This is a genomic window from Pandoraea commovens, from assembly GCF_902459615.1.
Taxonomy (GTDB): Bacteria; Pseudomonadota; Gammaproteobacteria; order Burkholderiales; family Burkholderiaceae; genus Pandoraea; species Pandoraea commovens.
This window is the reverse complement of the sequence record NZ_CABPSA010000007.1, coordinates 304781-330514: the sequence shown is the minus strand read 5'-3', so window position 1 is coordinate 330514 and position 25734 is coordinate 304781. Positions and strand designations below refer to the sequence as shown.

General features: G+C 63.6%; 21 protein-coding genes. 13 read left to right on the top strand and 8 right to left on the bottom strand.

Features of this window, described 5'->3' with window-relative positions; translation table 11 throughout:
• The first annotated feature begins 15 nt into the window (after nucleotides 1–15).
• Together PCO31010_RS20210 and PCO31010_RS20205 are read left to right on the top strand one after the other, a co-directional pair.
• The gene (locus tag PCO31010_RS20210; protein ID WP_150665844.1) at nucleotides 16–675 is read left to right on the top strand and encodes an RraA family protein; all 660 of its coding nucleotides are present in this window, start codon (nucleotides 16–18) and stop codon (nucleotides 673–675) included.
• Between the two features lie 11 nt (nucleotides 676–686).
• Nucleotides 687–1388, top strand: a complete 702-nt coding sequence (locus PCO31010_RS20205) for a 4-carboxy-4-hydroxy-2-oxoadipate aldolase/oxaloacetate decarboxylase (RefSeq protein ID WP_150665843.1) — start codon at nucleotides 687–689, stop codon at nucleotides 1386–1388.
• A 159-nt stretch (nucleotides 1389–1547) separates the two neighbouring features.
• On the opposite strand, the gene PCO31010_RS20200 is transcribed toward PCO31010_RS20205, so the two are convergent.
• Nucleotides 1548–2297, bottom strand: a complete 750-nt coding sequence (locus tag PCO31010_RS20200; protein ID WP_150665842.1) for a FadR/GntR family transcriptional regulator — start codon at nucleotides 2295–2297, stop codon at nucleotides 1548–1550.
• Between the two features lie 49 nt (nucleotides 2298–2346).
• The gene (locus PCO31010_RS20195; protein WP_174984973.1) at nucleotides 2347–3543 is read right to left on the bottom strand and encodes a CobW family GTP-binding protein; all 1197 of its coding nucleotides are present in this window, start codon (nucleotides 3541–3543) and stop codon (nucleotides 2347–2349) included.
• Between the two features lie 309 nt (nucleotides 3544–3852).
• On the opposite strand from PCO31010_RS20195, the gene PCO31010_RS20190 reads away from it, so the two are divergent.
• The 7 genes from PCO31010_RS20190 (at nucleotide 3853) to PCO31010_RS20160 (ending at nucleotide 11979) form a co-directional block, all read left to right on the top strand.
• Nucleotides 3853–5163, top strand: coding sequence for an aromatic ring-hydroxylating oxygenase subunit alpha (locus tag PCO31010_RS20190; RefSeq protein WP_150665840.1), 1311 nt, complete (start codon nucleotides 3853–3855; stop codon nucleotides 5161–5163).
• Nucleotides 5156–6178 carry a DODA-type extradiol aromatic ring-opening family dioxygenase gene (locus PCO31010_RS20185; protein WP_174984970.1) on the top strand — a complete coding sequence of 341 codons (1023 nt, stop codon included), beginning with the start codon at nucleotides 5156–5158 and terminating at the stop codon, nucleotides 6176–6178. Before PCO31010_RS20190 ends, PCO31010_RS20185 begins: the two co-directional genes overlap by 8 nt.
• A gap of 63 nt (nucleotides 6179–6241) precedes the next feature.
• Nucleotides 6242–7519: a Rieske 2Fe-2S domain-containing protein gene (locus PCO31010_RS20180; RefSeq protein WP_150665838.1), complete on the top strand. Its 1278-nt coding sequence runs from the start codon at nucleotides 6242–6244 to the stop codon at nucleotides 7517–7519.
• A gap of 72 nt (nucleotides 7520–7591) precedes the next feature.
• Nucleotides 7592–8608 carry an amidohydrolase family protein gene (locus tag PCO31010_RS20175; protein WP_150665837.1) on the top strand — a complete coding sequence of 339 codons (1017 nt, stop codon included), beginning with the start codon at nucleotides 7592–7594 and terminating at the stop codon, nucleotides 8606–8608.
• 45 nt (nucleotides 8609–8653) lie between these two features.
• Entirely contained in the window at nucleotides 8654–9631 is a 978-nt protein-coding gene (locus PCO31010_RS20170) for a PDR/VanB family oxidoreductase (protein ID WP_150665836.1), read from the top strand.
• 61 nt (nucleotides 9632–9692) lie between these two features.
• The gene (locus PCO31010_RS20165) at nucleotides 9693–11144 is read left to right on the top strand and encodes an aldehyde dehydrogenase family protein (protein WP_150665835.1); all 1452 of its coding nucleotides are present in this window, start codon (nucleotides 9693–9695) and stop codon (nucleotides 11142–11144) included.
• Nucleotides 11145–11190: 46 nt separating this feature from the next.
• The gene (locus tag PCO31010_RS20160) at nucleotides 11191–11979 is read left to right on the top strand and encodes an HD domain-containing protein (RefSeq protein ID WP_217426181.1); all 789 of its coding nucleotides are present in this window, start codon (nucleotides 11191–11193) and stop codon (nucleotides 11977–11979) included.
• A 40-nt stretch (nucleotides 11980–12019) separates the two neighbouring features.
• On the opposite strand, the gene PCO31010_RS20155 is transcribed toward PCO31010_RS20160, so the two are convergent.
• The gene (locus PCO31010_RS20155; protein ID WP_150665834.1) at nucleotides 12020–12685 is read right to left on the bottom strand and encodes a helix-turn-helix domain-containing protein; all 666 of its coding nucleotides are present in this window, start codon (nucleotides 12683–12685) and stop codon (nucleotides 12020–12022) included.
• Between the two features lie 188 nt (nucleotides 12686–12873).
• Here PCO31010_RS20155 and PCO31010_RS20150 point away from each other — a divergent pair, with 188 nt between their 5' ends.
• Complete coding sequence (locus tag PCO31010_RS20150) at nucleotides 12874–13227, top strand: RidA family protein (RefSeq protein WP_150665833.1); 354 nt, start codon at nucleotides 12874–12876, stop codon at nucleotides 13225–13227.
• Entirely contained in the window at nucleotides 13224–14456 is a 1233-nt protein-coding gene (locus PCO31010_RS20145; protein ID WP_150665832.1) for an NAD(P)/FAD-dependent oxidoreductase, read from the top strand. Before PCO31010_RS20150 ends, PCO31010_RS20145 begins: the two co-directional genes overlap by 4 nt.
• Nucleotides 14457–14589: 133 nt before the next feature.
• Here PCO31010_RS20145 and PCO31010_RS20140 read toward each other — a convergent pair whose 3' ends face one another.
• Nucleotides 14590–16047: a M81 family metallopeptidase gene (locus PCO31010_RS20140; protein ID WP_150665831.1), complete on the bottom strand. Its 1458-nt coding sequence runs from the start codon at nucleotides 16045–16047 to the stop codon at nucleotides 14590–14592.
• Between the two features lie 126 nt (nucleotides 16048–16173).
• A complete protein-coding gene (locus PCO31010_RS20135) occupies nucleotides 16174–17205 on the bottom strand; it encodes an ATP-binding protein (protein ID WP_150665830.1) in 1032 nt (343 codons plus the stop codon).
• Nucleotides 17206–17493: 288 nt separating this feature from the next.
• Between PCO31010_RS20135 and PCO31010_RS20130 the strand changes: the two genes are divergently transcribed.
• Nucleotides 17494–19887 (top strand): TonB-dependent receptor, encoded by a 2394-nt coding sequence (locus PCO31010_RS20130; protein WP_246184695.1) that lies wholly within the window; start codon nucleotides 17494–17496, stop codon nucleotides 19885–19887.
• Between the two features lie 17 nt (nucleotides 19888–19904).
• Nucleotides 19905–21539, top strand: coding sequence for a serine hydrolase domain-containing protein (locus tag PCO31010_RS20125; RefSeq protein ID WP_150665829.1), 1635 nt, complete (start codon nucleotides 19905–19907; stop codon nucleotides 21537–21539).
• A gap of 40 nt (nucleotides 21540–21579) precedes the next feature.
• Here PCO31010_RS20125 and PCO31010_RS20120 read toward each other — a convergent pair whose 3' ends face one another.
• Genes PCO31010_RS20120 through PCO31010_RS20110 form a run of 3 tightly spaced genes read right to left on the bottom strand, consistent with a single transcriptional unit; the run spans nucleotide 21580 to nucleotide 25690 of the window.
• Nucleotides 21580–23259 (bottom strand): serine hydrolase domain-containing protein, encoded by a 1680-nt coding sequence (locus tag PCO31010_RS20120; RefSeq protein ID WP_174984967.1) that lies wholly within the window; start codon nucleotides 23257–23259, stop codon nucleotides 21580–21582.
• Nucleotides 23260–23274: 15 nt separating this feature from the next.
• Nucleotides 23275–24291 (bottom strand): dipeptide epimerase, encoded by a 1017-nt coding sequence (locus PCO31010_RS20115; RefSeq protein WP_150665827.1) that lies wholly within the window; start codon nucleotides 24289–24291, stop codon nucleotides 23275–23277.
• A 28-nt stretch (nucleotides 24292–24319) separates the two neighbouring features.
• Nucleotides 24320–25690 carry an MFS transporter gene (locus PCO31010_RS20110; RefSeq protein ID WP_150665826.1) on the bottom strand — a complete coding sequence of 457 codons (1371 nt, stop codon included), beginning with the start codon at nucleotides 25688–25690 and terminating at the stop codon, nucleotides 24320–24322.
• Between the last annotated feature and the right edge of the window lie 44 nt (nucleotides 25691–25734).

Genomic DNA, 25734 nt, shown 5'->3' with positions numbered 1-25734 from the left:
ATCAGGAGACACGTCATGACACAACAAGATAAGAACGTCGAACGCGCGGCTGCGCTCGACACCGCCACACTCAGCGATGCCCTCGACCGTCTCGGCATCGCCGGGCAATGCCATCTCGTCAAGCCGCGCGACAGCGCATACCGCATGGCCGGACGTGCCTACACCTTGCAGTATGGGCCTGCAAGCACGCCGCCCGGCACGGTCGGCGACTACATCGACGACATTCCTCCGGGCACGGTACTCGTACTCGATAACGGTGGCCGCGAAGACTGCACGGTGTGGGGCGACATCCTTACGGAAATCGCTCATCGCCGAGGTATCGCAGGTACGGTGATCGACGGCATCTGCCGCGACGTTTCGCTAGCCCTCGAACTGGGCTATCCGCTCTTCAGCCGAGGTAACTGGATGCGCACCGGCAAGGACCGGGTGCAGGTCGAGTCGGTGGGCGTGCCGGTCAACATCGGCAATGCACGCGTGAATCCCGGCGACATTCTGCGCGGCGACGCCGACGGCGTGATCGTGATTCCCGCAGAACACGAAGCGGCGGTGCTCGATGCTGCCGAAGCGATCGATGCTGCCGAGCGCCACATCCGCGAGGCGGTGCGTGGTGGCAAACGCCTCGACGACGCGCGCAAGGATCTGGGCTATCACCAGTTGCAGACGCGCACGCGATAAGGAGCCGAGTCATGGACGCCACTTCCCGTAACGCATCGCTAGCAACGCAGTTTCCATTCGCCGGTTTGCCGACGGTCGACGTCGACTTCGCGCGGCCGGACCCTGCGCTCATCGCACGCGTAGCCGAACTGCCCGTGGCAACGCTGCACGAGGCTGCAGGCAAGATCGGCGCGCTACCCGCAGCGATCAAGCCTATGGCACCGTCCTTCCGCATCTGCGGGCCTGCGCTGACGGTCGACGCGCCCCCGGCCGATAACCTCTGGCTGCATCGGGCGCTGGCACTTGCGCGCCCGGGCGACGTGCTGGTGGTCCGCGTCGCAGAGCATTACGACGCCGGTTACTGGGGCGAAGTGATGTCGACGATGGGCCGCGCACGCAAGCTGGGCGGTCTGGTGATCGACGGCTGCGTGCGCGACGGCGCCATTCTGGAGCGCTTCGGCTTTCCGGTATTCGCGCGAGGGCTGTGCATTCGCGGCACCGGCAAGGACTTCGCGGCGCGCGGGTGGATCGGCTATCCGGTGCGCATCGAGGACATCGTCGTTCAACCGGGCGACGTGATCGTCGGCGATGCCGATGGCGTCGTGGCGCTGCCGCAGGCGTCGCTCGACGCGGTTGTGGGTGCCGCCCATGAACGTGAAGCCAAGGAGGCGGACATCATCCGTCGTCTGGAAGCGGGCGAAGCCTCGCTAGACATTTACGGCTGGAATCGCTGAGGGGATTGTGCGCGTCGTCAGGTTCGACGACGCGCTATCGAATCGGGTGCGCCGCCACCGCACCTGATGTAAGGCAGTGCCGGTCCGCTTGGGGGTGGGCTGGCTTTTGCGAACCGCGTCGGGGGACGCGGTTCTTTTTTTTGTGCGCCGCGTAGTGCCTTAACGCTTGGTGGCGGCCTTGGCGGCGGCGTCGCGTGCGGCCAGATACTTCTCGCGAAGCACATTGAGGTTTTGCGACACGACCTGGCGTGCGGCCTCGTCGTTGCGCGCGCGAATGGCGTTGAGCAGTTCGCGGTGACGCTTGATCACGCCCTTGGCGACGGTCTCCGTCGTGTACGGCGTGAGCGAGCGATACAACACGTGCACGATCGCTTGCATCATCGCTTCGAGGAAATGGTTGTGCGACGCGTGCGCCACGGCATTGCGGAACGCCATCGACGCCTGCGTGAATTCATGCTGCGTGCCGACCAGCGCCTGCGCGTTCTCGAGTGCGACTTCCAGCGTCTCGATGTCCTCGGCGGTCGCGGCTTGCGCGGCCAGTCCGGCGACGGCGACTTCTATCGTGTACTGCGCGTCGAAGATCTCTTCGGCGGACATCCCCACCAGCTTGAGCTGAATGGCGAGCGCCTCCGAGAAGAGCGAAGGATTGCCTTGGGCGATGCGCGCGCCGCCACCGGCGCCCGTGCGAATGTCGACGACCCCCAGCGCCTGCAGACGCCCCAACGCTTCGCGAATCGGCAGACGGCTCACGCCGAATTGCGTGGCGAGGTCGTTCTCCGAGCCGAGGAAATCACCCGGGGCGAAGTGCCCGTCGAGCAATGCCTCCTTGATCTGACGTTCGACGCGCATGGCGGTCGATTCGGCGCGGCCGAGTTTCCAGACGGGTGTTTCTGCTTTTTCGCGTGACATGGGAATCCTGGTCGTTTAATCGGCAACAAGATACTACATTGCGCATAGCCTATGTGGGTACGCGCTGCGCTTCATGAAGGTGCGCGAGCAAAGCGTCGCGGGGCACGTTGCGCATGATGAAGACGAAGCGTGAGCATCGTTCGGGATGGGCGTCGGCCGCTTGCGCAGGCCATGACGAAAGCGTCTCGGGCGGGTGCAGCCGGTGCTGCACGCCGTGAATGACCACCGGGCCGGATTCCCCGGTAACGTCCACCAGCGCCTTTAGTCGCAGCAGATCGTCGCCGTGATGGAACGTCACCGCGCCGAGCCAACTGCTCAGGACATCCCATTCGAGCGGCGCCTCTAAAGTGATGCAATGCGCGATGACATCGCTGCGGTGAGCGGCTTCATGGCCGGGCAGTAACGTGAGTGGTCCGCAGTCCACGCAACCTTGCGCCCCGTGCGTGGTGCAGATCGGTCGGTACTTGCGCGGTGTTCGCGTCGGGTGGTCCGGGGGCGGTGCATCGGCGTCGTGCCAGCGCAGCGTCACATCCGCGACGTTCTGTGCTGCGTGCATGCCGAGCCCGAACACTTCCGCTGGCGAGATGCGGCCGTGATCGCACGTGTGCTGCGTCGCCGCTGGGTTACGTGCGGCGAGCGCCACGCGCAAGCCGTCGAGGGCGGCCTCGTCCACAAGGTCAGCCTTGGTGATCAACAGCCGATCCGCCAGCATCACCTGACGCTGCGCCTCGGGCTGCTGTGCGAGCTGCAACGGCGCATGGGCGGCGTCGACCGTCACGATGACAGCGTCCAGTGTGAATCGCGCGCAGAGCGCCGGATCGCGCAGCAACGTCGCGACAACCGCACTCGGATCGGCTAGGCCACTGGTCTCGATCACCACGCGAGAGAACGGCGCGATCGTACCCGCGCGAAGCTGTGCTTGCAGCGACAGCAGGGTCTCGCTCAATTCGTCGCGCACCGCACAACACACGCAGCCACTTTCGAGCAGCACGGTGTGCGCATCGAGCGTCTGCACCAGCAGATGGTCGAGACCGACTTCCCCAAACTCATTGACGATCACTGCCGTATCGCTCATGCCCGGATGCGCGAGCAGCGCGCGCAACAGCGTGGTCTTGCCGCTCCCGAGAAATCCTGTGAGGAGCGTAATCGGTAGGCGATGGGGCAGGCGAGGCGGCGGCGCTGTCATGGCGGGCTGGTCGGATTCGGTACGCGAGGTGTCGGGAAGAAAGTCGGACGTTCGGAACATGGTCGTCGCAGCGTAGGGCACGCGCTGTCGGCCGACCTTGACGCTGATCAAGCGACGCACGCATCGTAGTAGAATGCGCATACAGTATGTTTGTAAGCGTGTCCCGTCAATAGGCGAAAGTGCTTAAATTTCCGCGATTCCCTTGGTGGGTGGGGCTTTGACGGTGATTTAAGAATGAGCGGGGTTGGGTGAATACACCATCGATTGCCCAATAAAGGGCGTTGACACGCAAAATAAACACGCATACAGTATGCGCAAATGCACTGTCGAATGCAGTGCGCATTCCACAAGAAACGGACGGAGACATCCATGCTCAGCGAGGCAAAGAACCAGTTGTTGACGCAGGTCGGACCAGGCACGCCGATGGGGGAATTGCTGCGGCGCTATTGGCATCCGATCGGTGCCGAGAGCGAGTTCGACGAGATCTCGGTGCGACCGGCGCGCCTGTTCGGCGAAGACCTGGTGCTTTACAAGGATCTGTCCGGCAACTACGGGTTGGTGGATCGTCAATGTCCGCACCGTCGTGCCGATCTCGCGTATGGCTTCGTGGAGAAGTGCGGACTGCGCTGCAACTATCACGGCTGGCTCTACGACGAGAAAGGGCAATGCACCGAGCAGCCGTATGAGGACATCGCGAACCCGCAGGTACGCCTGAAGGACCGGATCAAGATCAAGTCGTATCCGGTACAGGCCAAGGCGGGCATGCTCTGGGCCTACATGGGTCCGTTGCCTGCGCCGCTCGTGCCGACATGGGAGCCGTTCACGTGGGCGAACGGTTTCCGTCAGGTCGTCATCTCGGAAGTACCGTGCAACTGGTTCCAGTGTCAGGAGAATTCCATCGATCCGGTGCACTTCGAGTGGATGCACTCGAACTGGAGTGTGCGCTTGCGCGGCGACACCGGCCCCTACGCGCCCACGCATACGAAGCTCGGCTTCGAGGAATTCGAGTACGGGCTGATCTACAAGCGCGTGCGTGAAGACACCGACGAGAAGCATCCGCTGTGGGCCGTCGGCCGTCTCGCCCTGTGGCCGAACGTGTTCTGTCTCGGCGATCACTTCGAATGGCGCGTGCCTATCGACGACGAGAACACGCTCTCGATCACGTGGGCATTCAACCGTGTTCCGCGCGAGCGCGAGCCGTACGTGCAGGAGACGATTCCTGCCTGGTATGGCCCGGTCAAGGACGAGGCGACTGGGCAATGGATCTCCAGCCACGTGATGAATCAGGACTTCGTCGCGTGGGTTGGGCAGGGGCGCATCGCCGATCGCACCCAGGAGAATCTGGGCGCGAGCGATCGCGGTATTGCCATGCTACGTCGTCATTTCTTCGACGAACTCGATGCCGTTGCACAGGGCCGCGATCCGAAGGGGCTTGTGCGTGAAGAAGCCAAGAACGACTGCATCGATTTGCCTGTCGCCGCCCGGCGTCTCTTTGTCGACGGTTTGACGCGAGAGGAACTCAAAGCGCATCCGATCATCGGGAAGCATCTCAAGGAATACGCGTTCCAGTACGGGCAACCGGAAGCGGTGAAGCGTGCGTTCCACGACGCGATGGGGGTGCAGATCGACGAGCACGGCAACGTGGTAGATGCGCCGCTCGGGAGCACACAGCATGGCTGAGATCGTGCTGTGCATGGGAACCTCACACGGGCCGATGCTCTCGACGCCGCCCGCCGACTGGGATCTGCGCGTACGCGCGGACCGTGCCGAACCGGCGCATCCGTATCGCGGTGCGACTTACAGTTTCGACGAACTGATGACGTTGCGCGCCGCCGAAGACATCGAAGCGAAAGTGACGTTGCCCGCGCGTGAGGCGCATGCCGCGCGCTGTGCGGCGGCGCTCGGCGTGATGTCGAAGGCGCTCGCCGACGCGGCGCCGGACGTCGTCGTGATCGTCGGCAACGATCAGCGCGAAGTGTTCGGCCCTGCAATCACACCGGCCCTGTGGCTGTTCGGCGGCGAGACAGTGTTCGACGAACCGGTCAGCGCCGCGCGACTCGCGAAGATGCCGCCTGGTATCTCGATCTCGTCGGCCGCGATCAAGCCGGGGGCGCGCACGGAGTACCCGGCGCACGCGCCGCTTGCACGCCATCTGGCGACGGCGTTCACCGGCAGCGGGCACGACATCACGATCTCGACGGAAGTCCCGCAGCGCGGCAACGACGGTCCGACCGGCATGCCGCACGCGTTCGGCTTCGTCTACCAGCGGCTCATGCACGGCAACGTGCCGCCGCATGTGCCGATCATGCTCAACACGTTCTATCCGCCCAACCAGCCACGTGCGACGCGTTGCGTCGATCTCGGGCTGGCGCTGCGCGACGCCCTCGTGGCTTGGCCAGACGACGTGCGCGTCGCCGTGATCGCCTCGGGCGGATTGAGCCACTTCGTCATCGACGAGGCGTTCGACCATGCGCTGCTCGACGCCATGACGCGTCGCGACACCGCGTACCTGCGCGAGATCGACGAAGCGCTGCTGCAATCGGGCACCTCGGAAGTGAAGAACTGGCTGCCCGTCATTGCGGCGGCCAACGCCGGACAGATGACCATGCAGTTGGTCGATTACGTGCCGTGCTACCGCTCGGCGGCGGGCACGGGCAACGCCATGGGCTTCGTACTCTGGCATCCGGCGAATTAAGGCCACCGGCCGCGCAAGTCTCGTAGAGGACGACGCGCCGGCCCCACCTGCAAGGAGGCAGGCATGCTTTCCAGGCAAGACAACGAAACACTCACGCGCGTTGGACCGGGCACGCCCATGGGCGACCTGTTCCGTCGCTTCTGGTTGCCCGCGCTGCTCTCGGAGGAGATCGCCGAGCGTGACGGTGCACCGGTCAGGCTGCGCTTGCTATGCGAAGACCTCGTCGCGTTTCGCGATACGCAAGGACGCGTCGGCATCGTGGACGCCTACTGCGCGCATCGTCGGGCCGGGCTCTTCTTCGGACGCAATGAGGAATGCGGCTTGCGCTGCGTCTATCACGGCTGGAAGTTCGACGTGAACGGCCAGTGTGTGGAGATGCCGTCCGAGCCGCACGAGAATCCGCAGACGCATAACGTGCGCATCAAGGCCTATCTCACCGCCGAGCGCAACGGCGTCGTGTGGGTCTACATGGGGCCGCGCGAATCGGTGCCCGCGTTGCCCGACTTCGAATGGTCGCGGCTGCCCGAGCGTCAGCACACGGCGACCAAGCGACTGCAATCGTGCAACTGGGCGCAGGCGGTCGAGGGCGGCATCGATTCGAGCCACATCTCATTTCTTCACAGCCGCACGGAGCCGGTCGCCGGTGCGCCGAGCAATCCGTATCACGCGTCAGATCGTCATCCCGTATTCGAGGTGAGTGATGCGGATTACGGTCTGGTGATCGCCGCGCGGCGTCATGCCAGACCGGGCACGTATTACTGGCGTGTCACGCAGTTTCTGCTGCCGTGCTACACGATGATTCCGCCCGTTGGAAATTTCGACGAATCGAGTCAGGAGCCCTACGACGGTCACGCGTGGGTGCCTATCGACGACGAGACCACGTGGACATGGTCTTTCAGCGCGAGTCCTGCGCGCACGTATCGCGACGAAGAGATCGCGTTCCGTGGCGGACGCAAGGGCTTCTGGGGGCCGGTGGACGAGGGCTATCAGCCGCTGCTGCATCGTGACAACGACTACGGCATCGACCGCGCACGTCAGCGCACCTCCAACTTCACAGGCATCGAAGGCATTCCGAATCAGGACGCCGCCGTGCAGGAAAGCATGGGGCCGCTCGTCGACCGCTCGCAGGAGCGTCTGGGCGCTTCGGATCGCGGCATCGTGCGCTTTCGTCGGCTGATGCTCAAGCTCGCCCGCGATCTGGCGCAGGGGCAGGCGCCTGCCTGTGCGAACGATGCGGCGCTCTACAACGTGCGTCCCGTCTCGATGCTGCTGCCGCAAGACACGCCGGTGCTCGACGGCGCGGCGGCGCTGCTACGCGGCGCATCGGCACCCAGACACTGATACCGCAGCAAAGCCACACATGTCTTCATCTCATTTCATCAAACCCGAATCAACCTGAAACCGGAGTCCAGCATGATCATCGATTGCCATGCCCACGTGAGTGCACCGACCGAACTGTGGGCCTATAAGGCCAGCCTGCTGGCCAGCCGTGGCTCGCACGGGCGCGGACGCATCAACGTGTCCGACGACGAAATCCGCGCCGCCGCCAATCGCGCCGAAACGTGGCCCAAGGGGCACCTCGACTACATTCGCGACCACGGCACCGACCTGCAACTGGTCTCGCCGCGTCCTTTCCAACTGATGCAGTCGGAAAAGCCGTCGAAACTGGTGCATTGGTTCACGGAAGAGTGCAACAACATCATCTATCGCCAGACGCAGCTTTTCCCCGAGACGTTCGCGGGTGTCGCGGGTCTGCCGCAAACCGCTGGCGACCCGATCGAGCAGGCGCTGCCGGAACTTGAGCGCTGCATTAACGAGCTGGGCTTCTCGGGCTGCCTGCTCAACCCGGACCCGTTCGAGAACGGTGTGGCCGAGGCGCCGCCGCTGGGCGATCGCTACTGGTATCCGCTCTACGAAAAGCTGTGCGAGCTCGACGTGCCAGCGCACATTCACGGCACGGGTTCGCGCTCGGAGCGCGTGCCGTACTCGCTGCACTTTATCAACGAAGAAACCATCGCCGTGTTCGGCCTCGTGAACTCGGACGTCTTCAAGGACTTCCCGGACCTGAAGATCGTGGTGAGCCACGGCGGTGGGGCAATTCCGTATCAGATCGGCCGCTTCGACGCCCCGTCGCTGCGTCGTCCGAACGGCCAGCGCTTCTCCGATCGCCTGCGCAATCTGTACTTCGATACGGTGCTCTACACCGAAGAGGCGCTGTCGCTGCTCATTAAGACGGTCGGCGTGGATCGCTGCCTGTTCGGCACCGAGTGCCCGGGCGTGGGCTCGGCGGTGAATCCGAAGACGGGGCGCTCGATGGATGATGTACGTTCGCTCATCGACAACCTCGACTGGCTGAGCGCGCAGGACCGCCAGAAGATCTTCGAAGACAACGCGCGTCATGTCTTCCGTCTGCCCGCCAAGGCGGCATAAGTGACGGCCCGGCCGGTCCACCTGACTGTGTGACGACTCATGAACATGTCCGATTTCACCGATACGCTGCTCGTCAACGTTGCGCGGCGTGAGCAGCAGACCGAGACGATTGCCGTCTTCGAGCTGCGCGCGCCCGACGACAGCCCGTTGCCGCCCTTCACCGCGGGTGCCCACGTCGAGCTGTATCTGCGCGACGGCCTGTCACGCTGCTATTCGTTGCTCAACGATCCGGCCGAGCGGCATCGCTATGTCGTCGGCGTGCAACGCGATGCGGCGAGTCGCGGCGGATCGGCCTTCGTTCACGAGCATCTCACCGAGGGCTCGGCGCTTAAGATCAGCGCGCCGCGCAATCACTTCGCGCTCGACGAGGGCGCGGCGCGCACCGGACACACGGTGCTCGTCGCGGGCGGTATCGGCATCACGCCGTTACTGTCGATGGCGGCGCGCCTCGAAACGCTGGGCTGCCCGTGGACGCTGCACTACTGCGCCCGCAGCGCCCAGACGGCGGCGTTCGCCAATCGCCTCGATGCGGCGACTTTCTCGCACGGCCGCGTGCAGTGGCATTTCGACAGCGCGCCGGGGCGTGGCTCGCTCGACCTCATGCGCCTCATCGATGACGCCGCGCCCGGCACGCACCTCTATTGCTGCGGACCGGCGCCGATGTTGCAGGCGTTCGAAGCGGCGGTGGCGCGCCGCGTCGATTGCCACGGACATGTGGAGTATTTCAGCGGGGCGGGCACGCACCAGAGTTCCACGGGGCAATACGACGTGGTCCTCGCACGCAGTGGCAAGACGGTCCATGTGGCGGCCGGGCAGACGATGCTCGACGCATTGCTCGACGTTGGCGTGGACGCCCCGTATTCTTGTCGCGAAGGTGTGTGCGGCACGTGCGAAGTCGCAGTACTCGACGGCACGCCGGAGCATCGCGACCTCGTGTTGAGTCAGGACGAGCGGGCCAGTGGCCGCACCGTCATGATCTGCTGCTCCGGCTGTCGCGGCGACCGGCTGGTGCTCGATCTCTAGTCACGTGCATCACGCCCAAACACTATCAATGCGCTCGGCACAGAGCGCTGGAGGAGACGACATGCAACAAAGCGGTTTCACCCACACCATCGACGGTCGCGGCGAGTCCAGCGATGCCTCGTTCGACGTCATCAACCCGGGCACGGGCGCACCGTTCGCCGTTTGCCCGGACGCCTCGCAAGATCAGCTCGATCGCGCCGTGGCGGCTGCCCGTCGTGCATTCGCGGTCTGGCGCGAGACGACCCCGGCGCATCGCCGCGAGCGGCTGCGCAGCTTTGCAGAAGCACTGAAAGCGCGCAGCAAGGAAATCGCCACGCTGCTCACGCGTGAGCAGGGCAAGCCGTTCGCCCGCGCACAGGACGAACTCAACCGGGCGTTCGCCAACCTCGAAGGCCTGCTGGCCATCGAGCTGAAGCCTGAACTCCTGCGCGATAACGAGCGCGGGTACGTCGAGCTGCAATATCACCCGCTGGGCGTCGTGGGCGCGATTACGCCCTGGAACGTGCCGGTACTGCTCGCGCTGCCGAAGATCACCCAGTCGCTGTACACGGGCAATACCATCGTGCTCAAGCCGTCGCCCTATACGCCGCTGACGACGCTGCTCATCGGCGAAATCGCACGCGAGCACTTCCCGCCCGGCGTGGTGAACGTCGTCGCAGGCGGCAACGATCTCGGTGCGTGGATGACCAACCATCCCGGCATCGACAAGATCTCGTTTACCGGCTCGGTCGCCACGGGCAAGCGGGTGATGGCCAGTGCGGCCAGCACGCTCAAGCGTGTGACGCTCGAACTCGGCGGCAACGATGCGGCCATCGTGCTCGACGACATCGACGTGAAGGCCCTCGCGCCGCGTCTGTTCTGGGCGTGCTTCGGCAACAGCGGTCAGATCTGCATGGCGATCAAGCGTCTGTATGTGCATGAGAAGGTCTACGACGCGCTGTGCGATGCGCTTGTCGAGATCGCGAACAAGGTCAAGGTCGGCGAGGGCTTCGAGGAGGGCGTACTGATGGGGCCGGTGCAGAACCGCATGCAATACGAGCGGGTGCTGGAACTCATCGAGGATACGCGTGGCCAGAACGCACGCATTCTGTGTGGCGGCGAAGCACTCCCGCGTCCGGGATATTTCATCGCGCCGACCATCGTGGCCGATATCGCGGAAGGGACGCGTCTCGTCGACGAAGAGCCGTTCGGGCCGGTGCTGCCGGTAATTCGCTTCAGCGATGTGGACGACGCGGTGCGTCGCGCTAACGACAGCCGCTTCGGACTGTCGGGATCGGTGTGGAGCGCCGACCCGGTGCGGGCCCGCGAGATCGCACAGCGGCTCGAAGTCGGCACCGCCTGGATCAATCATCACGTGGGCGTGGAGTACGACGTGCCGTTTGGCGGCACGAAGGAGTCCGGTATCGGACGCGAGTATGGCGCGCAGGGGCTGAAGCACTACACGGAGATTCGCGCCGTGAGCGTGCCGGTGTTGCCACCGATGGCACCACCGACCGGTGCGGCGAAGCGCTGAGTCGCACGTCGCTTCCAATCCCTACGAATCGTTTCGGAGAGACGCCATGTCCACCACGAAAACACAGGAAATGCCGGGGCACGCCGGTATGAGTCTGTCGGCGCGCGCCGACGCGCTCGAACATCAGATGATCGAGGCGCTTGACCGCAAGATCGTGCGTTCGGTGCTGTTCACGTCGGGCGATCGCGACCCGACGGCGCCGATCATGCCGCCGCCGGGCGGCAAGCCCGATCCGCGTCACTTCCTCATGGGCGACGATCCGCGCCTGCAGAAGATGCCGGAGCGCCCGACGCTGCTCGACTTTTTCAAGCACCGGTTCGCGCCCGCGAACCATTTGCTGCAAAGCGCCACGCATGCGCTCAAGGCGGGCCATGACGAGAAGACGATTCTTGCGTGCCTGTTGCACGACATCAGCGTGTCGGGCTTCATTCGCGCCGATCATGGCTACTGGGGTGCGCAACTGCTTGCCCCATACGTCGACGAAGAGGTGAGCTGGGCCATTCGCTACCACCAGGCGCTGCGCTTCTTCCCGGATGCCTCCGTTGGTTACGACTATCCCGAAGCGTACATCCGCTACTTCGGTGGAGATTACGAGCCTGAGCCTTACGTCAAGGCCGATTGGGAATACGCACGTAATCACAAGTGGTACATGACGAGCCGTCTCATCACGCTCAACGACATCTACTCGTTCGATCCGAACGCGCAGGTGAGCTGGGATCCCTTCATCGACATCATCGGACGCCATTTCAAACAGCCGAAGGAGGGCCTGGGTTTCGACGGTTCACCCTCGGCGCATATGTGGCGCACCATCATCTGGCCGACGAAGTTTCTGTAAGTCAGGCGGCGGGCGATCGCCGCAAGGCGGTCGCCTGCTGTTACAACACCGGATGCGCTACGTTCATGTCCACACAGCAGACGACAGCGTCGACGCCGTCCTCGTGCTCACTCAGATACACATGCCCCACGCCGCTGTCGAAGTAGAGGCTGTCGCCAGGTGCCAGCCGGAACGCCGTCCCGTTCTCGAACTGCAACAGCAAGTTGCCCGATAAGACAAAAACAAACTCCTCACCGGCGTGACGGATGTAGTCGGGAAAATCCTCCAGCTTTCGCGCGCGGATGTGCGCGCGCATCGGCACCATGCGCTTGTCGTGCAGATCGGAGGCGATCATGCCGTAGCGATAGTTCGGCGTCTCGTAGATCGCCTGCTGTCCGGCTGCGGTGAACGACGGAGCCATCGCGCCGCCGGGTGCTGCCTCTTCGTCGCCGAAGATCGCCGAGTAGTCCAGATTCAGCGCGCGCGCCAGCGCACCGAATTTGTCGTACGTCAGCGCGATATCGCCGCGCTCCGCCTTCGAGATGGTTGAGACCGCCACGCCTGAGCGCTCGCTCAGTGCCTTGAGCGTCAGTCCAAGGGCGCTGCGTGCATTGCGCAGCCGTGCGCCCACTGTCTGATGGCTGATCTGGCTGACCTGTCCGCTCTCGCTCCGGACCTGCTTCCGCTTAGCCGACGTCGGCGTCTTCTTTCGTGTAGGTGGCGTCATAGCACTTCACTGACCATGTCCCGTTCATATCCTCCGAACAAAACACGGCGTCGTTGATCTCGTTACGGCGTCGGTGTTTTCTCGTATACGAGAATAATAATTCTCATATATGATAATTCACTCCGCCGCGAATCCGTCGAGTCTACGTTAGCGGCCGTTCATTCACTTCTCTTTTTCGAGTTCGCACCATGAAGAAAGACATCACGCGCATGCAAACCAACGGCCGCATGAGTCAGGTAGTCGTAGCCAACGGGGTTGTATATCTTGCCGGCCAGGTACCGGACACGGCGGGCGCGACGATTACCGATCAGACCATCGAAGTGCTCAAGCATATCGACGCGCTGCTGGCCGAGGCAGGGATCGAAAAGACGCGTCTTCTGACCGCGAACATCTGGCTGTCCGACGCGCGTCATTTCGACGAATTCAATCGCGTGTGGGACGTCTGGGTGCCGGATGGGCACGCCCCCACGCGCGCGTGCGTTCAATCGCTGCTGATGCGCGCCGGTTTCGACGTGGAAATTGCCGTGACGGCGCTGGCATGACAGTCGACGTACTTGTGCTCGGTGCTGGCATTGTCGGCACCTCCACCGCGATCCATCTCCAGCGCCGGGGCCTCAACACGGTGCTCGTCGATCGTGCCGCGCCCGGACGCGAGACGTCCTACGGGAACGCCGGACTGATACAGCGCGAAGGCGTGTATCCGTATGCGTTCGCCAGAGACATCGGAACGCTGCTTCGTTATGCGCGCAATCGATCCACCGACGTGCGCTATCACCTGACGGCACTGCCGGGCATCGCGCCATTTCTCGCGCGCTACTGGCACCACTCCGCGCCGCAGCGTCACGCGCAGATCGCCCGTCATTACAGCACCCTCATCGAGCATTGTCTGACGGAACATAACGCGCTGATCGAACGTGCGGGCGCGCAGGATCTGCTGCGTGAAGGCGGCTGGCTGAAGATCTTCCACACCGCAGACGCGTTCGACGCCGCATACCGCGAAGCCGAGCGCTGGCGAAGCGAGTACGACGTACCGTTCGAACCGCTCGACGCCGCGCAGCTTCAACGCGACGAACCGTCGCTCGCGACAACGCTGGCAGGCGCGATTCGCTACACGGCCTCCGGCTCGGTACGCGATCCCGGCGAACTGGTGAGTCGCTATGCGCAACACTTCGCGTCGCTCGGCGGACGCATCGTCCGGGGAGACGCCACCACGCTGCAGCCTCACTGGCGCGTGCAAACGGAAGACGGCGAGATCGAAGGTCGGCACGCGGTCGTTGCGATGGGGCCGTGGTCCGGTACCGTCACGAACGCGCTGGGCTACCGGCTGCCGTTAATCGCCAAGCGCGGCTATCACAGGCATTTCCGCCCCGAGAACGGTGCAACGTTGAACCAAACCGTGTTGGATGCGGAGCGTGGTTTCGTGATGGCGCCGATGAATCAGGGTATTCGTCTGACGACTGGCGTTGAACTTGCGTTGCGCGACGCCCCTCGCACACCGGTCCAACTCGCGGCGGTGGAGCCGTTGGCCAGAAGCGTGTTCCCACTCGGCACGCCCGTCGAAGCGCAACCGTGGATGGGCAGCCGTCCTTGCACGCCCGATATGTTGCCGATCATCGGCCCGGCGCTGCGGCATCGCGATCTATGGTTCGCGTTCGGTCACGCGCATCACGGTCTGACGCTCGGACCGGTTACGGGCCGTCTGATCGCGGAAATGATCTCGGGTGAGCGGACGCTGGTCGACCCCACGCCATTTCGTGCCGACAGGTTCTAAAAAAATGCCCTTCGCGAGGAAGGGCAAAAATTTGCCGGAGTTTTGGCGAAGCCCGGCAAATCGTCAGACTGGCCCGCCGATGGCGGGCGAAATTCCGATCAAGCGCGTTCGGTCGAGCGCGAGATGCCGAGAATCAAACAAACGGATTCTCGACGCGAGGCCAGTATTTGAGGCTGCGGTGTCGATAGGGAAGTGCCGCGAAGTCAGGCGTCAGTGCGCCCGGTGCCGCAAGATGCACGACGGCCTTCGCGCGAGGCGCAAATTCCGCCTGAAAGTGCTGCGTCGATTTCACGATGACCAGACGCTTGGCGTCCAACGCGATACCGAGACCGGTGAACGCGTCGACGCCAATGACTTGTGTTCGTATGGAAACGAGCACGATGTCCAGACCGTTCGCGCCTTCCACCCAGACCGAACGTCCCAAGGGAATCGACATGCCGCGAATGCTCTGCGAGTGCGTATCGTGCACGGCGCGTACTGTGACCCGCAGATCGATGGGATCGCCCGAGGCGGTGCCGCACTTCCCGCCGATCCGAAGATCTAGCGTGGCACCGACACCGGCGTCTGCACAGATCTGAATGGCGCCAAGATCCCAGAAGCAACCCAGTGCGACGTTGGGGATGTCCCGCTCGACAATCCGTCGAAGGATGAAGGTGCTGTCACCCGGTGCGCCCCCGCCCGGGTTGTCCGCCACATCCGCCACGACCACCGGACCGGTGCCGACGCCGAGTGCCACGTCGAGTCCATGATCGAGATCGAGCCATTTGGGCTGCACCTCGTGGCGCAACGCCCAGAACTCGTTGCCCAACTGATGTGCGAGTGCGGCGGCACGCTGCGGGTCGCCGTCAGCAACGACCCAGAGCTTCGCACCGGCTTCTGGCACATCGCCCCACGGAAAACCATGACCCAACGAGACGGACAGAATGCCGTCGTGTCCCTCGAACGACTTCATCCGGCGAACGAAGCCCGCCATCGGTTCCGTCGTGGTGTGCCACGCACCGACCATCCGGCAATCGTGCACGGCGGTGACCGGCGCGACTTTTCGCTCGGCGGCCTGCGTCACGAGTCGATAGACTTCATGCAGCCGGTCGATGCCGTCAGTGTGCGGATACTCTTTGTAGGCGATGAGAATATTGGACGCGTACTGCATCAGCTCAGTGAAGTGGCAGTGCGGGTCGAGTGTCGCGGCAATGGGGACATTCGGTCCGACCACTTCGCGAATGCAAGCGAACAGATCGCCTTCGCAATCGTCGTAGTTTTGCGCGACCATTGCGCCGTGCAGCATGAGGACGACAGCGTCGAGCGGCAAGGCGGCGCGCACGCCAGCGACGATTTCGTCGCGCAACGTTTCGTAGACTTCCCGAATCACCGGGCCGGACGGTTGCGCCTCTGCGCTCAGCCCTTCGGCCAGTTCGTGACCGTCCGCTTCGGCGAGACGACGAAGCTCGGCCATCATGTAGCCCACGCTATCGGACGCGCGGATGCTGGCGTCGCCCCGGTAGATCCCGTTCTCCTGAAATCCACCCCATCCCGTGGGGCACGGCGCGAATGTGTTTGTTTCGGTAGAAAGGTTTGCCGCGAAAATCTTCATTGCGAGTCCAGAGGTGTGAAGAAGGTCGTTTCACACACTCTATGAGGACCGCGTTGCCGGATTGTGAGCAGTGTGTATCGACATTGACACACACGCCGGATCACGCGCTCGCGCGACCGACGACAGCTAGCGTCTGGGCAACACCACGCGGGCGATCAGCCCGCCATCTCTGGCGTTGAGCAACGTCAGAGATCCTGCGTGACGTTTCACCACATCGCTGGCTATGGCCAGCCCGAGGCCGGTGCCCCCGGTGTCGCGATTGCGGGAGCGCTCAAGCCGGAAGAACGGTTCCAGCACCCGTTCGAGTTCTGGCTCCGGGATACCCGGCCCGCGATCCACGATATCGATCTGCACTTCCTCTTCGCCGTCGATCAGCTCGATGCGCGCCTCGCCGCCATAGCGAATGGCATTCGCGACCAGATTGGTCAGGCAACGTTTCAACGCCAGCGGTTGCGCGAGGAGTGGCGCGATGGCGCCGTGCACCGAGACTTTCTGACCGCTTTCCAGCGCATCTTCCGCAATGGCGTCCATCAGCGCATCGATATCGATAGGGCTGAATTCTTCGGTGACGGCCTCGTTACGAAGAAACGACAGCGTCGCGTCGAGCAGCTGCGTCATCTCGTCGATGTCGGCAATCATCCGGTCGTTGAACTCCGAGCCTTCGAGCGTGCGCACTCGCAGACGCATACGCGTGAGCGGTGTGCGCAAGTCGTGCGACACCGCCGCCAGAAAGCGATTGCGGTCGTTGACCTGACGACGGATGGCGGCCTGCATCGAGTTGAAGACGCGCGCCGCCTGACGCGCTTCGATCGGCCCCGCTTCGGGAATCGGCGGCGCGTCCATATTGCGCGACAACTCTGCTGCGCCGGCCGCGAGCGACCGGAACGGCACCGACAGCATGCGTGCACCGACCCAGGAGGAGAAAAGCAGCGGCACGATCTGAACCGTGGCGGCCAGCCCCAATTGGAGTCCGGTCGACATGCCGGGAGGCGCTCTGAAGGCGGCAGACGAATAGAACGTGTAAAGCAGCAACGCGGTACCGGCTTGCGTCAACGCCACCATCACGAGCATGACGAACAGCAGCCGATAGAACGCGGAATCGAACGATGGCTTTTGCATGAGCGGTGTGGCCGACGCGGTAGATGAGGATTCGAACATGCGCGCCATTATCCCGCGCGCATGTAGCGGCTTCGTCAACAGATTGTTTCAGGACGGAAACATCCGGGAGCACGCACCGTCCGTCTGAATCCCGCATGGGCGGGGCGCTGCACTCAGGGGATCTATGTTTCACGCGCGATACAAAGTCCACATGAACCAGAAATATCGCACAAATAACGTTCATGCCAGAGCTAAGACTCTGATGAGCGTGGGCACACCGCGCAACACGATCCATACCGCGAAGGCATCGGCGATGACCGAAGCGCGGAAATCCCGGAGGAGACGACAGTGGCAAGCAGACAGCATCGCAGGCAGACCGCAGGCACTTTGCACCGATTCAGACTTCGACCCAACGGCGGCACCTGGCTGGTCGGTTCACTGCTGGGGCTGGCATCGGCCTGTGGCCATGCGCAGTCCGTGACGCCACCCGGTGCTGCGTCGGCGGTCAGTGCTGAAGCGGAGAGCGCGACCGTTGCGGCCAACCCATCGGCCAACCCGTCGGCCAACCCGTCGGCCGACGCGAATGCCGTGGCGCCTGGCGCAGCGCAAACCGTGACCCCGGCCACGGCAAAGGACGGCGCGACGCTCAATACCGTCGTGGTGACGGCAACGCGTCGCCGCGAACCGGCACGCGAAGTGCCGATGCAGATCAACGTCATCTCCGCCGAAGAGTTGCAAAAGAGCGGTGCAAAGACGATGTCGGATTACCTCTCGTCGGAGCCGGGTGTCGACCTCAATACGCAGGGCGGCAGCGGTTCGGGACAGATCAGCATGCGCGGCGTGACGACCGGAGAGCAAACGGGTCCGACCGTCGGCGTCTATGTCGATGACGTCGCCTTCGGCGGTAGCACGCTGTTCTCGCAAGGCGCGACGTTCGCGCTGGACATGAGTCTGCTGGACCTGAACCACATCGAAGTGTTGCGCGGGCCGCAGGGCACGCTCTACGGCGCGGGCGCGATGGGCGGGTTGCTGAAGTACGTCACCAACGAGCCGGATACCAACACGTTCTCGGGGCAGGCGAGCGCGGGTTTGTCGACGACCAAGCACGGCGGCATCGGCAATACCGCCAGCGCAGTCCTCAACATCCCCATCAAGAACGATGTGGCGGCAGTACGCGTGTCGGCGTTCAGTCAGCACGATGCCGGTTATATCGACGCCGTCGGGCCGCAGGCAGGCACGCGGGTCGACCGGGGAGACACGTACGGCGCGCGCGCCTCGCTGCTCCTCACACCCACGAGCCAGTTCACCGTGCGTCTGAGCGCGATTACCCAGAACATCAACCGAAATGCGCCGAACTACGTCGCCTACGACAACAGCGGCAAACCTGTCGATGGCGATCTGACCACGCGCATCTATGCGCCCGAGCCGTTCCATCAGAACGTGCAGCTTTACTCGCTCGGCCTGGAGTATGACTTCGGATGGTCGCGCTTGAACTCGATCACGTCGTATCAGTCGGTGAAGACGAATGCGCCGCAGGATCTGTCGGTCGTCTACGTGCCTGCGCTGGCCGCACAGGGCCTGAATCTGAATTCGGTCGTGGCGGCGAACATCGCGTCGACGAACAAGGTGACGCAAGAGTTTCGTCTGACGTCGCCTGGGAACCGCCAACTTGAATGGATCGCCGGACTCTTCTTCACGCGTGAGCGTAGCGAGTCGGATCAGGGGATTGTTGGGGCGTTTCCCGACGGATCTTCCGGATACCTTTCATCGCTCACGGCACCGAGCACCTACACCGAATACGCGGCGTATGGCGATCTGACGTACCACGTGACGTCGCGACTGGCGCTCACAGGCGGCATGCGGATTGCTCACAACAACCAGAACTTCAGCCAGACGACCGGCGGTCTGCTGGGTGGACCGGTACAAACGATTTCCGCCCCCTCGTCGGACACCAGCAAGACCTACATGCTGACGGCGAGCTACGGTCTCACCGAGAACAGCAACGTCTACGTTCGTGCGGCCAGCGGTTATCGCCCGGGCGGACCGAACGCGCAACTCGTCAGCCCGATCACGGGGTTGCCCGGTAACGGCAATGCCACGTTCCAGCCCGACACGCTCTGGACGTACGAAGCTGGCTACAAGGCCGACCTGTTCGATAAGCGTCTGTCGCTGTCGGCCACGGTCTACGACATCGAGTGGAAGAACATCCAGCAGCTCGGCGCTATCGAGGGTGTCAATCAGGTGCTCAATGCCGGTAACGCGCGCGTCAAGGGCTTTGAGCTGGCGAGCAGCTTCCGTCCCGACCGGCACTGGAATTTCGGCGTCGGCTTCTCGTACATCGACGCCAAGCTGACACAGGGCAACGCGTCGACCGGCACCCAGTCGGGTGACCCGCTGCCGAACTCGGCGAAGTTCTCCGCGACGCTGACAGGGACGTATCACTTCTCGCTCGGCTCGTATGCCTCGTATGTCGGTATTGCGGAACGCTTCGTCGGCCGTCGCCATTCGGGCTTCAGCAATAGCAGTGGCCGCCCCGATTACCAGCTTCCGGGCTACGCCGTTACCGACCTGCTGGCGGGGATCGACTTCGGCAAGGCGAGCCTGAACTTCTATTTGCGCAACCTGTTCGACCGTCGCGCGTTGCTGGCCGCAGGCACTGCACTGATGCCGATGGGTGGCCCGGCGCTGGTCAGCGTGGAGCGTCCGCGCACGTTCGGCGCCGTGCTGACGGTGCCGTTCTAATCTTTGGAGGTTTTCCAATGACTTTGCAACAACAAGACCTGCACGCCAGGCTCGACGCGCATTTCGCGCGATTCAACCGAAGCGATGCGCCGGGGCTCGTAGTCGGCGTCGCCCGTGACGGACGCACGCTCTACCGCAAGGGGTTCGGCATGACGAGCCTCGAACACGGTGTGGCCAACACGCCGGCCACACGCATGCGAATCGGCTCGACCAGCAAACACTTTGCCTGTCTTGCCGCGCTGCTGCTCGCGCAGGAGGGCAAGCTGGATATCGACGCGGGCGTTCGCACCTATCTGCCGGAAGTCCCTGTGCCCGCAGGCGAACCGACGCTGCGTCAACTGATGACGCACACCAGCGGCTATCGCTGCTATCTGGATTTGTCCGTCATTACGCAGGGCATATCACCGATCGGGCGAGGCATGCCGCTGGAAATCGAGCTGCGTCAGCAAGACGTCAATTTCCCGCCCGGCGAGCGCATGATGTATTGCAACGGCGGATACCACTTACTGTCGCAGATCATCGCGCGCGTCGGTGGCATGCCGTTCGAGCAATTTCTCGATGAACGCATCTTCCGCGTGATGGGGATGAGCGACACGGAGTCCGTCAGCGACGACCTGCGCATTCGCCCTCGCATGGCCACGCAGCATGTGCCCGATGGCGAAGGTGGATATTTGCGCGGGCTGTTCCCGAGTCTCGATGTGCTGGGGGAGGGTGGCATCGTCTCGACCATCGACGACATGTTGAGATGGGCTGCGCATTTGCGTCATCCGAGCCGACTGGGAAGCGCCGATACGTGGCGCGAAATGCTGACCATGCCGACTTATTCGAGCGGCGAGACCGGCATATACGCGCTGGGCTTGATGCGCACGAAGTATCGCAATGTCGAAACCGTTCATCATGCGGGCGGCGTCTTCGGCGGCACGTGCCAGATGCTCACGGTGCCGTCGCACGCACTGGATATCGTTCTGATGAGCAACGGGGCGCCCATCGATCCCGCCGCGCTGGCGACCGAGATCGTGGATATCGTTTTAGGCGACGAAGTGCTTGGGCCACCGCGACAGGCGGCGGAGCCGACGTCGGAAAATCCGGGGCTTCTCGGTAAGTACCTGAGCGCCGATCCGGTTCAGCTCTTGGAGATCGTGGAACGGGACGGCGGATTTTACGCGGCGACGAACAACGCGATACACCCTGCGCAACCGCTGATCGCAGACGAGCGCGGGTACCGCATCGAAGATGGCGCGGGCGCACGGATACGCGTCATACCGCAGGAGCGTGCAGCGTCGGGTGACGTGCCTGCCATCGATTTCATCGAAAACGGCCACGTCGTCACGCTCCGGCGTTACGAAGGCACGCCATCGGCCGAGGTGTTGCAGCAGGAGGGGGTCTGCGGTCGATACTTCAGCCACGATGCCGACGCCCACGCGCTGATTTCTAAGGAAGACGGCGTTCTGGTGCTGTCTATTCGTGGCGCGACGGGTAGCGCACGTTATCACCTCGACGCGCTCACCCGTGACGTCTGGACGTTCCGTCCTGCCGATGCATCGGCGCTTAGCGCCGGTGTCGTGCTTGTCGAGCGTGGTGAGGACAAGGCCACGCGGTTTTCGCTGTACACGTCCCGCACGCGAGGGCTGGCGTTCTCCCGGATCGGGTGATGAAGAAGCCGGGAGGGGACTTAGGTTCCCTCCCTTCCCGTCAGGACTTTGCGAACCGGAGGTTTCGGGTCCGGGTAGTGTTGACAGAAATGCCCTCCACAAGCCCGGTGTCCGGGTGCCTGACGATAGCCAGCGTTCCCGTAAGCATTGCGCCCGGACCGTCCGGTGAAAAGCGAAACAGATCGCTTTCGACCTGAAAGACGTCGTAGCAGCATTCCCCTGCGTTGCCCGCCATCACCAGCGACATGACGGGGCGGCCGTCGCCCTGCGGCTGTGCCTGCCCGAGCGGGCGCAACGAGGCGCGAGCGTCCGCTTCTTCGCTGAAATAATCGCCGCTCAGGCTGTCGATGGTTTCTTCGTCTGGCGATGCCAGCGGCACCGTGCGGCGAAAGTTTGCCGGGTGACCGCAATGCACGATGCGCAGATGTCCGGTGTCGTCCGGATCAATGTCGGTTCCCCATTGCAATCGGAATGTGCCGTCGCCGCTCGACTCTGACGCAAATTCGCGTGTGCCGCCTTCGGGCGCATCGCGTTCATAGAGCGTTGGGATACCGGGTTCGAGCGGCCCGCTAAGCGTCATACCTCCATCGCGCCCGACGACGTCGTAGACGACATCGCCGTTTACGTCGCGATAGGTGCCGGTGTAGGCAGAGGAGGAGGGCGTTGGCGCGGGCGTTGGCATCGGATATGCCTGCATCCGGTCCGCAAGCAGGATGTCGAGCATGCGCAGCGAAAGTGCGGCGGGTGCCGGGATGGCACCGTTACTCAACAGCACGATGTCGACGCCGTGCGCCGGGACGCACAACATCTGACACGTCCCTCCCACGACACCCCCCGCATGGTGAATCAGCTCACACCCGCGATAGTGAGTGCGCTTCAGACCCATCATGTAATCGCTGCGCATTCCGCTGGAGAATGTCGGCGACGAGAACATCGCATCCCACGTGGCGCGACTGCCGACGGTCTTCTCGCCGCGTAGATGGGCGCACCATTGCAGCATATCGTCCACGCAGGAGACGACGCAGCCTTCACCGAGTATTTCGCGCGAAGGGAACAGACCTCGCTCGTAAGCCCCGTCGCTACGCTTCACATGGCATGCGGCCATGCGGTTTCGAATCTGGAAATCGTCGGACATGCAGAACGTGTCGCTCATCCCCAACGGTTCGAAGATTTCGGACGTCAGGAACGACGCGAACGATTGTCCACTGACACGTTCGATGGCGAGCGACACCAGGTGATAGCCGCCGTTGCAGTACATCATCCGCTCCCCGGCCGGGAAGTTGACATGCAGTTGTCGGCGTTGAATGTCGAGCAAATATCCCGCCTGCGGGACCGCCAATCCGTTGGTAAGTAGCGAGATGTCGAGCGCGCAGCGCTGGCCGCTGGTGTGGTGCATGAGCGAGCGCAGCGTCGGCTCACCCGCGACGCCTGTCAGTTCTGGCAAATACCGACGGATGGGCGCATCGATATCCAGCGCGCCTGCCTCCTGAAGCAGCAGGGCGGCAAGACAGGCCATGTGCTTCGTCGTCGAACCGATGCGCAGTCGGGTCCGCGCATCGAGGGCGATGCCGGGTCCGACGTTCGCCATCCCGAAGGCGCGACGCAGTACGACCTTCCCGTCGATCGCTGCGCCGACGACGACACCGGGCGCGTCGCTTCGATTGAAGGGATCAAAAAGCGCAATGAGCGCATCGTCGTCAAATGGTACCGGTGCTGACACGACAATCCTCCTGAGTCACGTTGCGATTCGTTCGGCATCGTCTACGCCCCACAGGCTGTCAGGCCCGAGTACATAACCGTTCCGATATTGGAACGAGGGAGACCGATCCTCGGCCAGAAAGCAGGGGCCGTCGAGATCGACGCGGTCGCACACCTGTCCGAGGAGATAGGCCGGTGCCAGACCGAGCGAGGTGCAGGGCATGCATCCGACCATGACCGACAGACCGAGATCGCGAATCGGCGCGACGAGCGACAGCGCTCGGGTCAGGCCGCCGCATTTGTCGAGCTTGATGTTGACGACGTCGTACCGGCGGGCGACGTCGGTGAGGTCGTCCAGATCTTGAAACGATTCGTCGGCCGCGAGGCGAATCGGGTACGACATCGATTCGAGGCATGTGTCCTCGCCCACGGGCAAGGGCTGTTCGAGCAGATCGACGCCGACTTGTTGCAAGACCGGTAGCATCCGGTGCATGTGGTCCTGCGTCCAGCCCTGATTGGCGTCCACAGCCAGTGCGACGCCGGGGCAAGCCTTGCGAATCGCAACGAGGCGCTCAGCGTCGAGTGCGTTCCCGTCCAGCTTGATCTTCAACGTCGTCGCGCCCACATAGCGGCGGGCCGCATCGGCCATCGCTTCAGCCGTGTCGACACCGACCGTGAGCGAGGTGCGCAGCGGGCGCAGGCGTGCGCGTCCGGACAGTCGTGCGACGGTCATGCCGCACCGCTGGGCGGCCAGCGACCACAGCGCGGCATCGACGGCATTTCTCGCGCCACCGGCAGGTAATAACGAGATGAGGTCTTCGCGAGAGATACCGCGCTCGATGTCGGCACGCACGGTGGCAATCTGTTCGGCCATGCTCTCCGGCGTCTCGCGCCGGTAGTAGACGCCAGCGGCTTCGCCCCGGCCACGGCACTGTCCCGACCTCAGTGAGACGACCAGGACTTCGGCCGCATCGACCGTGTGACCCGAGATGTGAAAGGGCGTGGCCAGCGGCCACCGTTCGATGCGAACCGAGAGGGTGCAGGGAATCGTCATAGGCGTTCGGGCTCAACGCATGAATAGCTCATGCATAACGTTCGATGGCGAGGCGCACGGCGTTGGCCGCGTTGCGCATCAGAAGACAGGCGACGATGAAACCGGATAGCGACACGGCAACAATGGCCCAGATCAGACCGGTGGCGGTGCCATGCAGGTGATCCGACATCAGGCCGATAGCGACGGGACTGCCGGACTGCATCAGCACCGTCGTCAGCACGCCGATGGCCGCCACGCGGGAGCGCAGATACGGCGGACAGATGCTCTGCATCAGACCCGGGAACATGATCATCCCGGCCACGACGCACATGAACTGCGCGCCGAAGAGGAGGTAGACGTACGACACGGACGGCGCAATCAGATAGCCGAGGCTGACGACGCAGGCCCCGAGCGCGCCCCATTCACACACGCGCAGCGGCGCGAGCACACCGAGTCGGGCGGTGAGTCGGCGTGCCACGAGCCAGCCGAGCACGCACCCGATCACGCTGCCCACCATCGCTGCGCTGCCGAGGCCGGCACCGGCGGTCGCGGGTGTGTCACCGAAGAAGCGCACGGCGACGACCGGCATCCAGCTCGTCACACCGGCGAACGCCATATTGATCAGCGCGATGGCCCCGAAGAAGCGAAGCATCATCGGCATTTCGCGGCGGAAGTAATCACCGGCGGCGAACCCGGGCGCTGCTGCTTCTCCTGTCGGGGACGGGACGTCCGAATGCGCGTAGCGCGGACGAATCATCGCGACGATCAGCACCAGCAGCGGCGCAGGCACAGCAACGGCGAAGAACGCAATCCGCCACGCGGATGTGGCCGCCAGCCCGAAGGGCAGCGCGCCATGCAGCGTATCGATCCCCTGAATTAGGAGCCCACCGAGCGCCATACCCGCGCCTGCGCTCAACAGGTTGACCATCGCAAAGACGGAGTTGGCGAGGATGCGCTGGCGCGCAGGGAACAGGTCGGGCAGCAGGCCGTAGATGATCGGCATAAGTCCCGCTTCGCCGATGCCCAGACCGATGGAGGCGATGAAGAGCGTCCAGAAGCCGGTCGCCAGACCGCACGCGGCGGTTGCCGCGCTCCAGAGCAGGATGCAAAGCGCCAGCACGACACGTCGGTCCATGCGGTCCGCCAGCCACCCGATGGGGATGGCGGCTGCACCGGCGAAGAGCGCGATACCGGCCCCTTGCAGCAGCCCGACCTGAATGTCGGCAAGGCCGAATTCGGCGCGGATGAGTTCGGCCAGAAGCACCAGCATCTGGCGGTCCACGTTGGCGAAGAAGGTCACGACGACGAGGGCGAGAAGCCCGAGCCACGCGCCGACCCCCGCGTAGTGCGCGCGGCGCGCGCGGGCGGCATACCCCGCCTTCCCCGGCTTCCCCGGTGTATCGGTGTTCGTTTCCAGCATGTGTAGTCCAGTAGTAGGGCGAGTGGGGCGTCTGACGCGTCAGC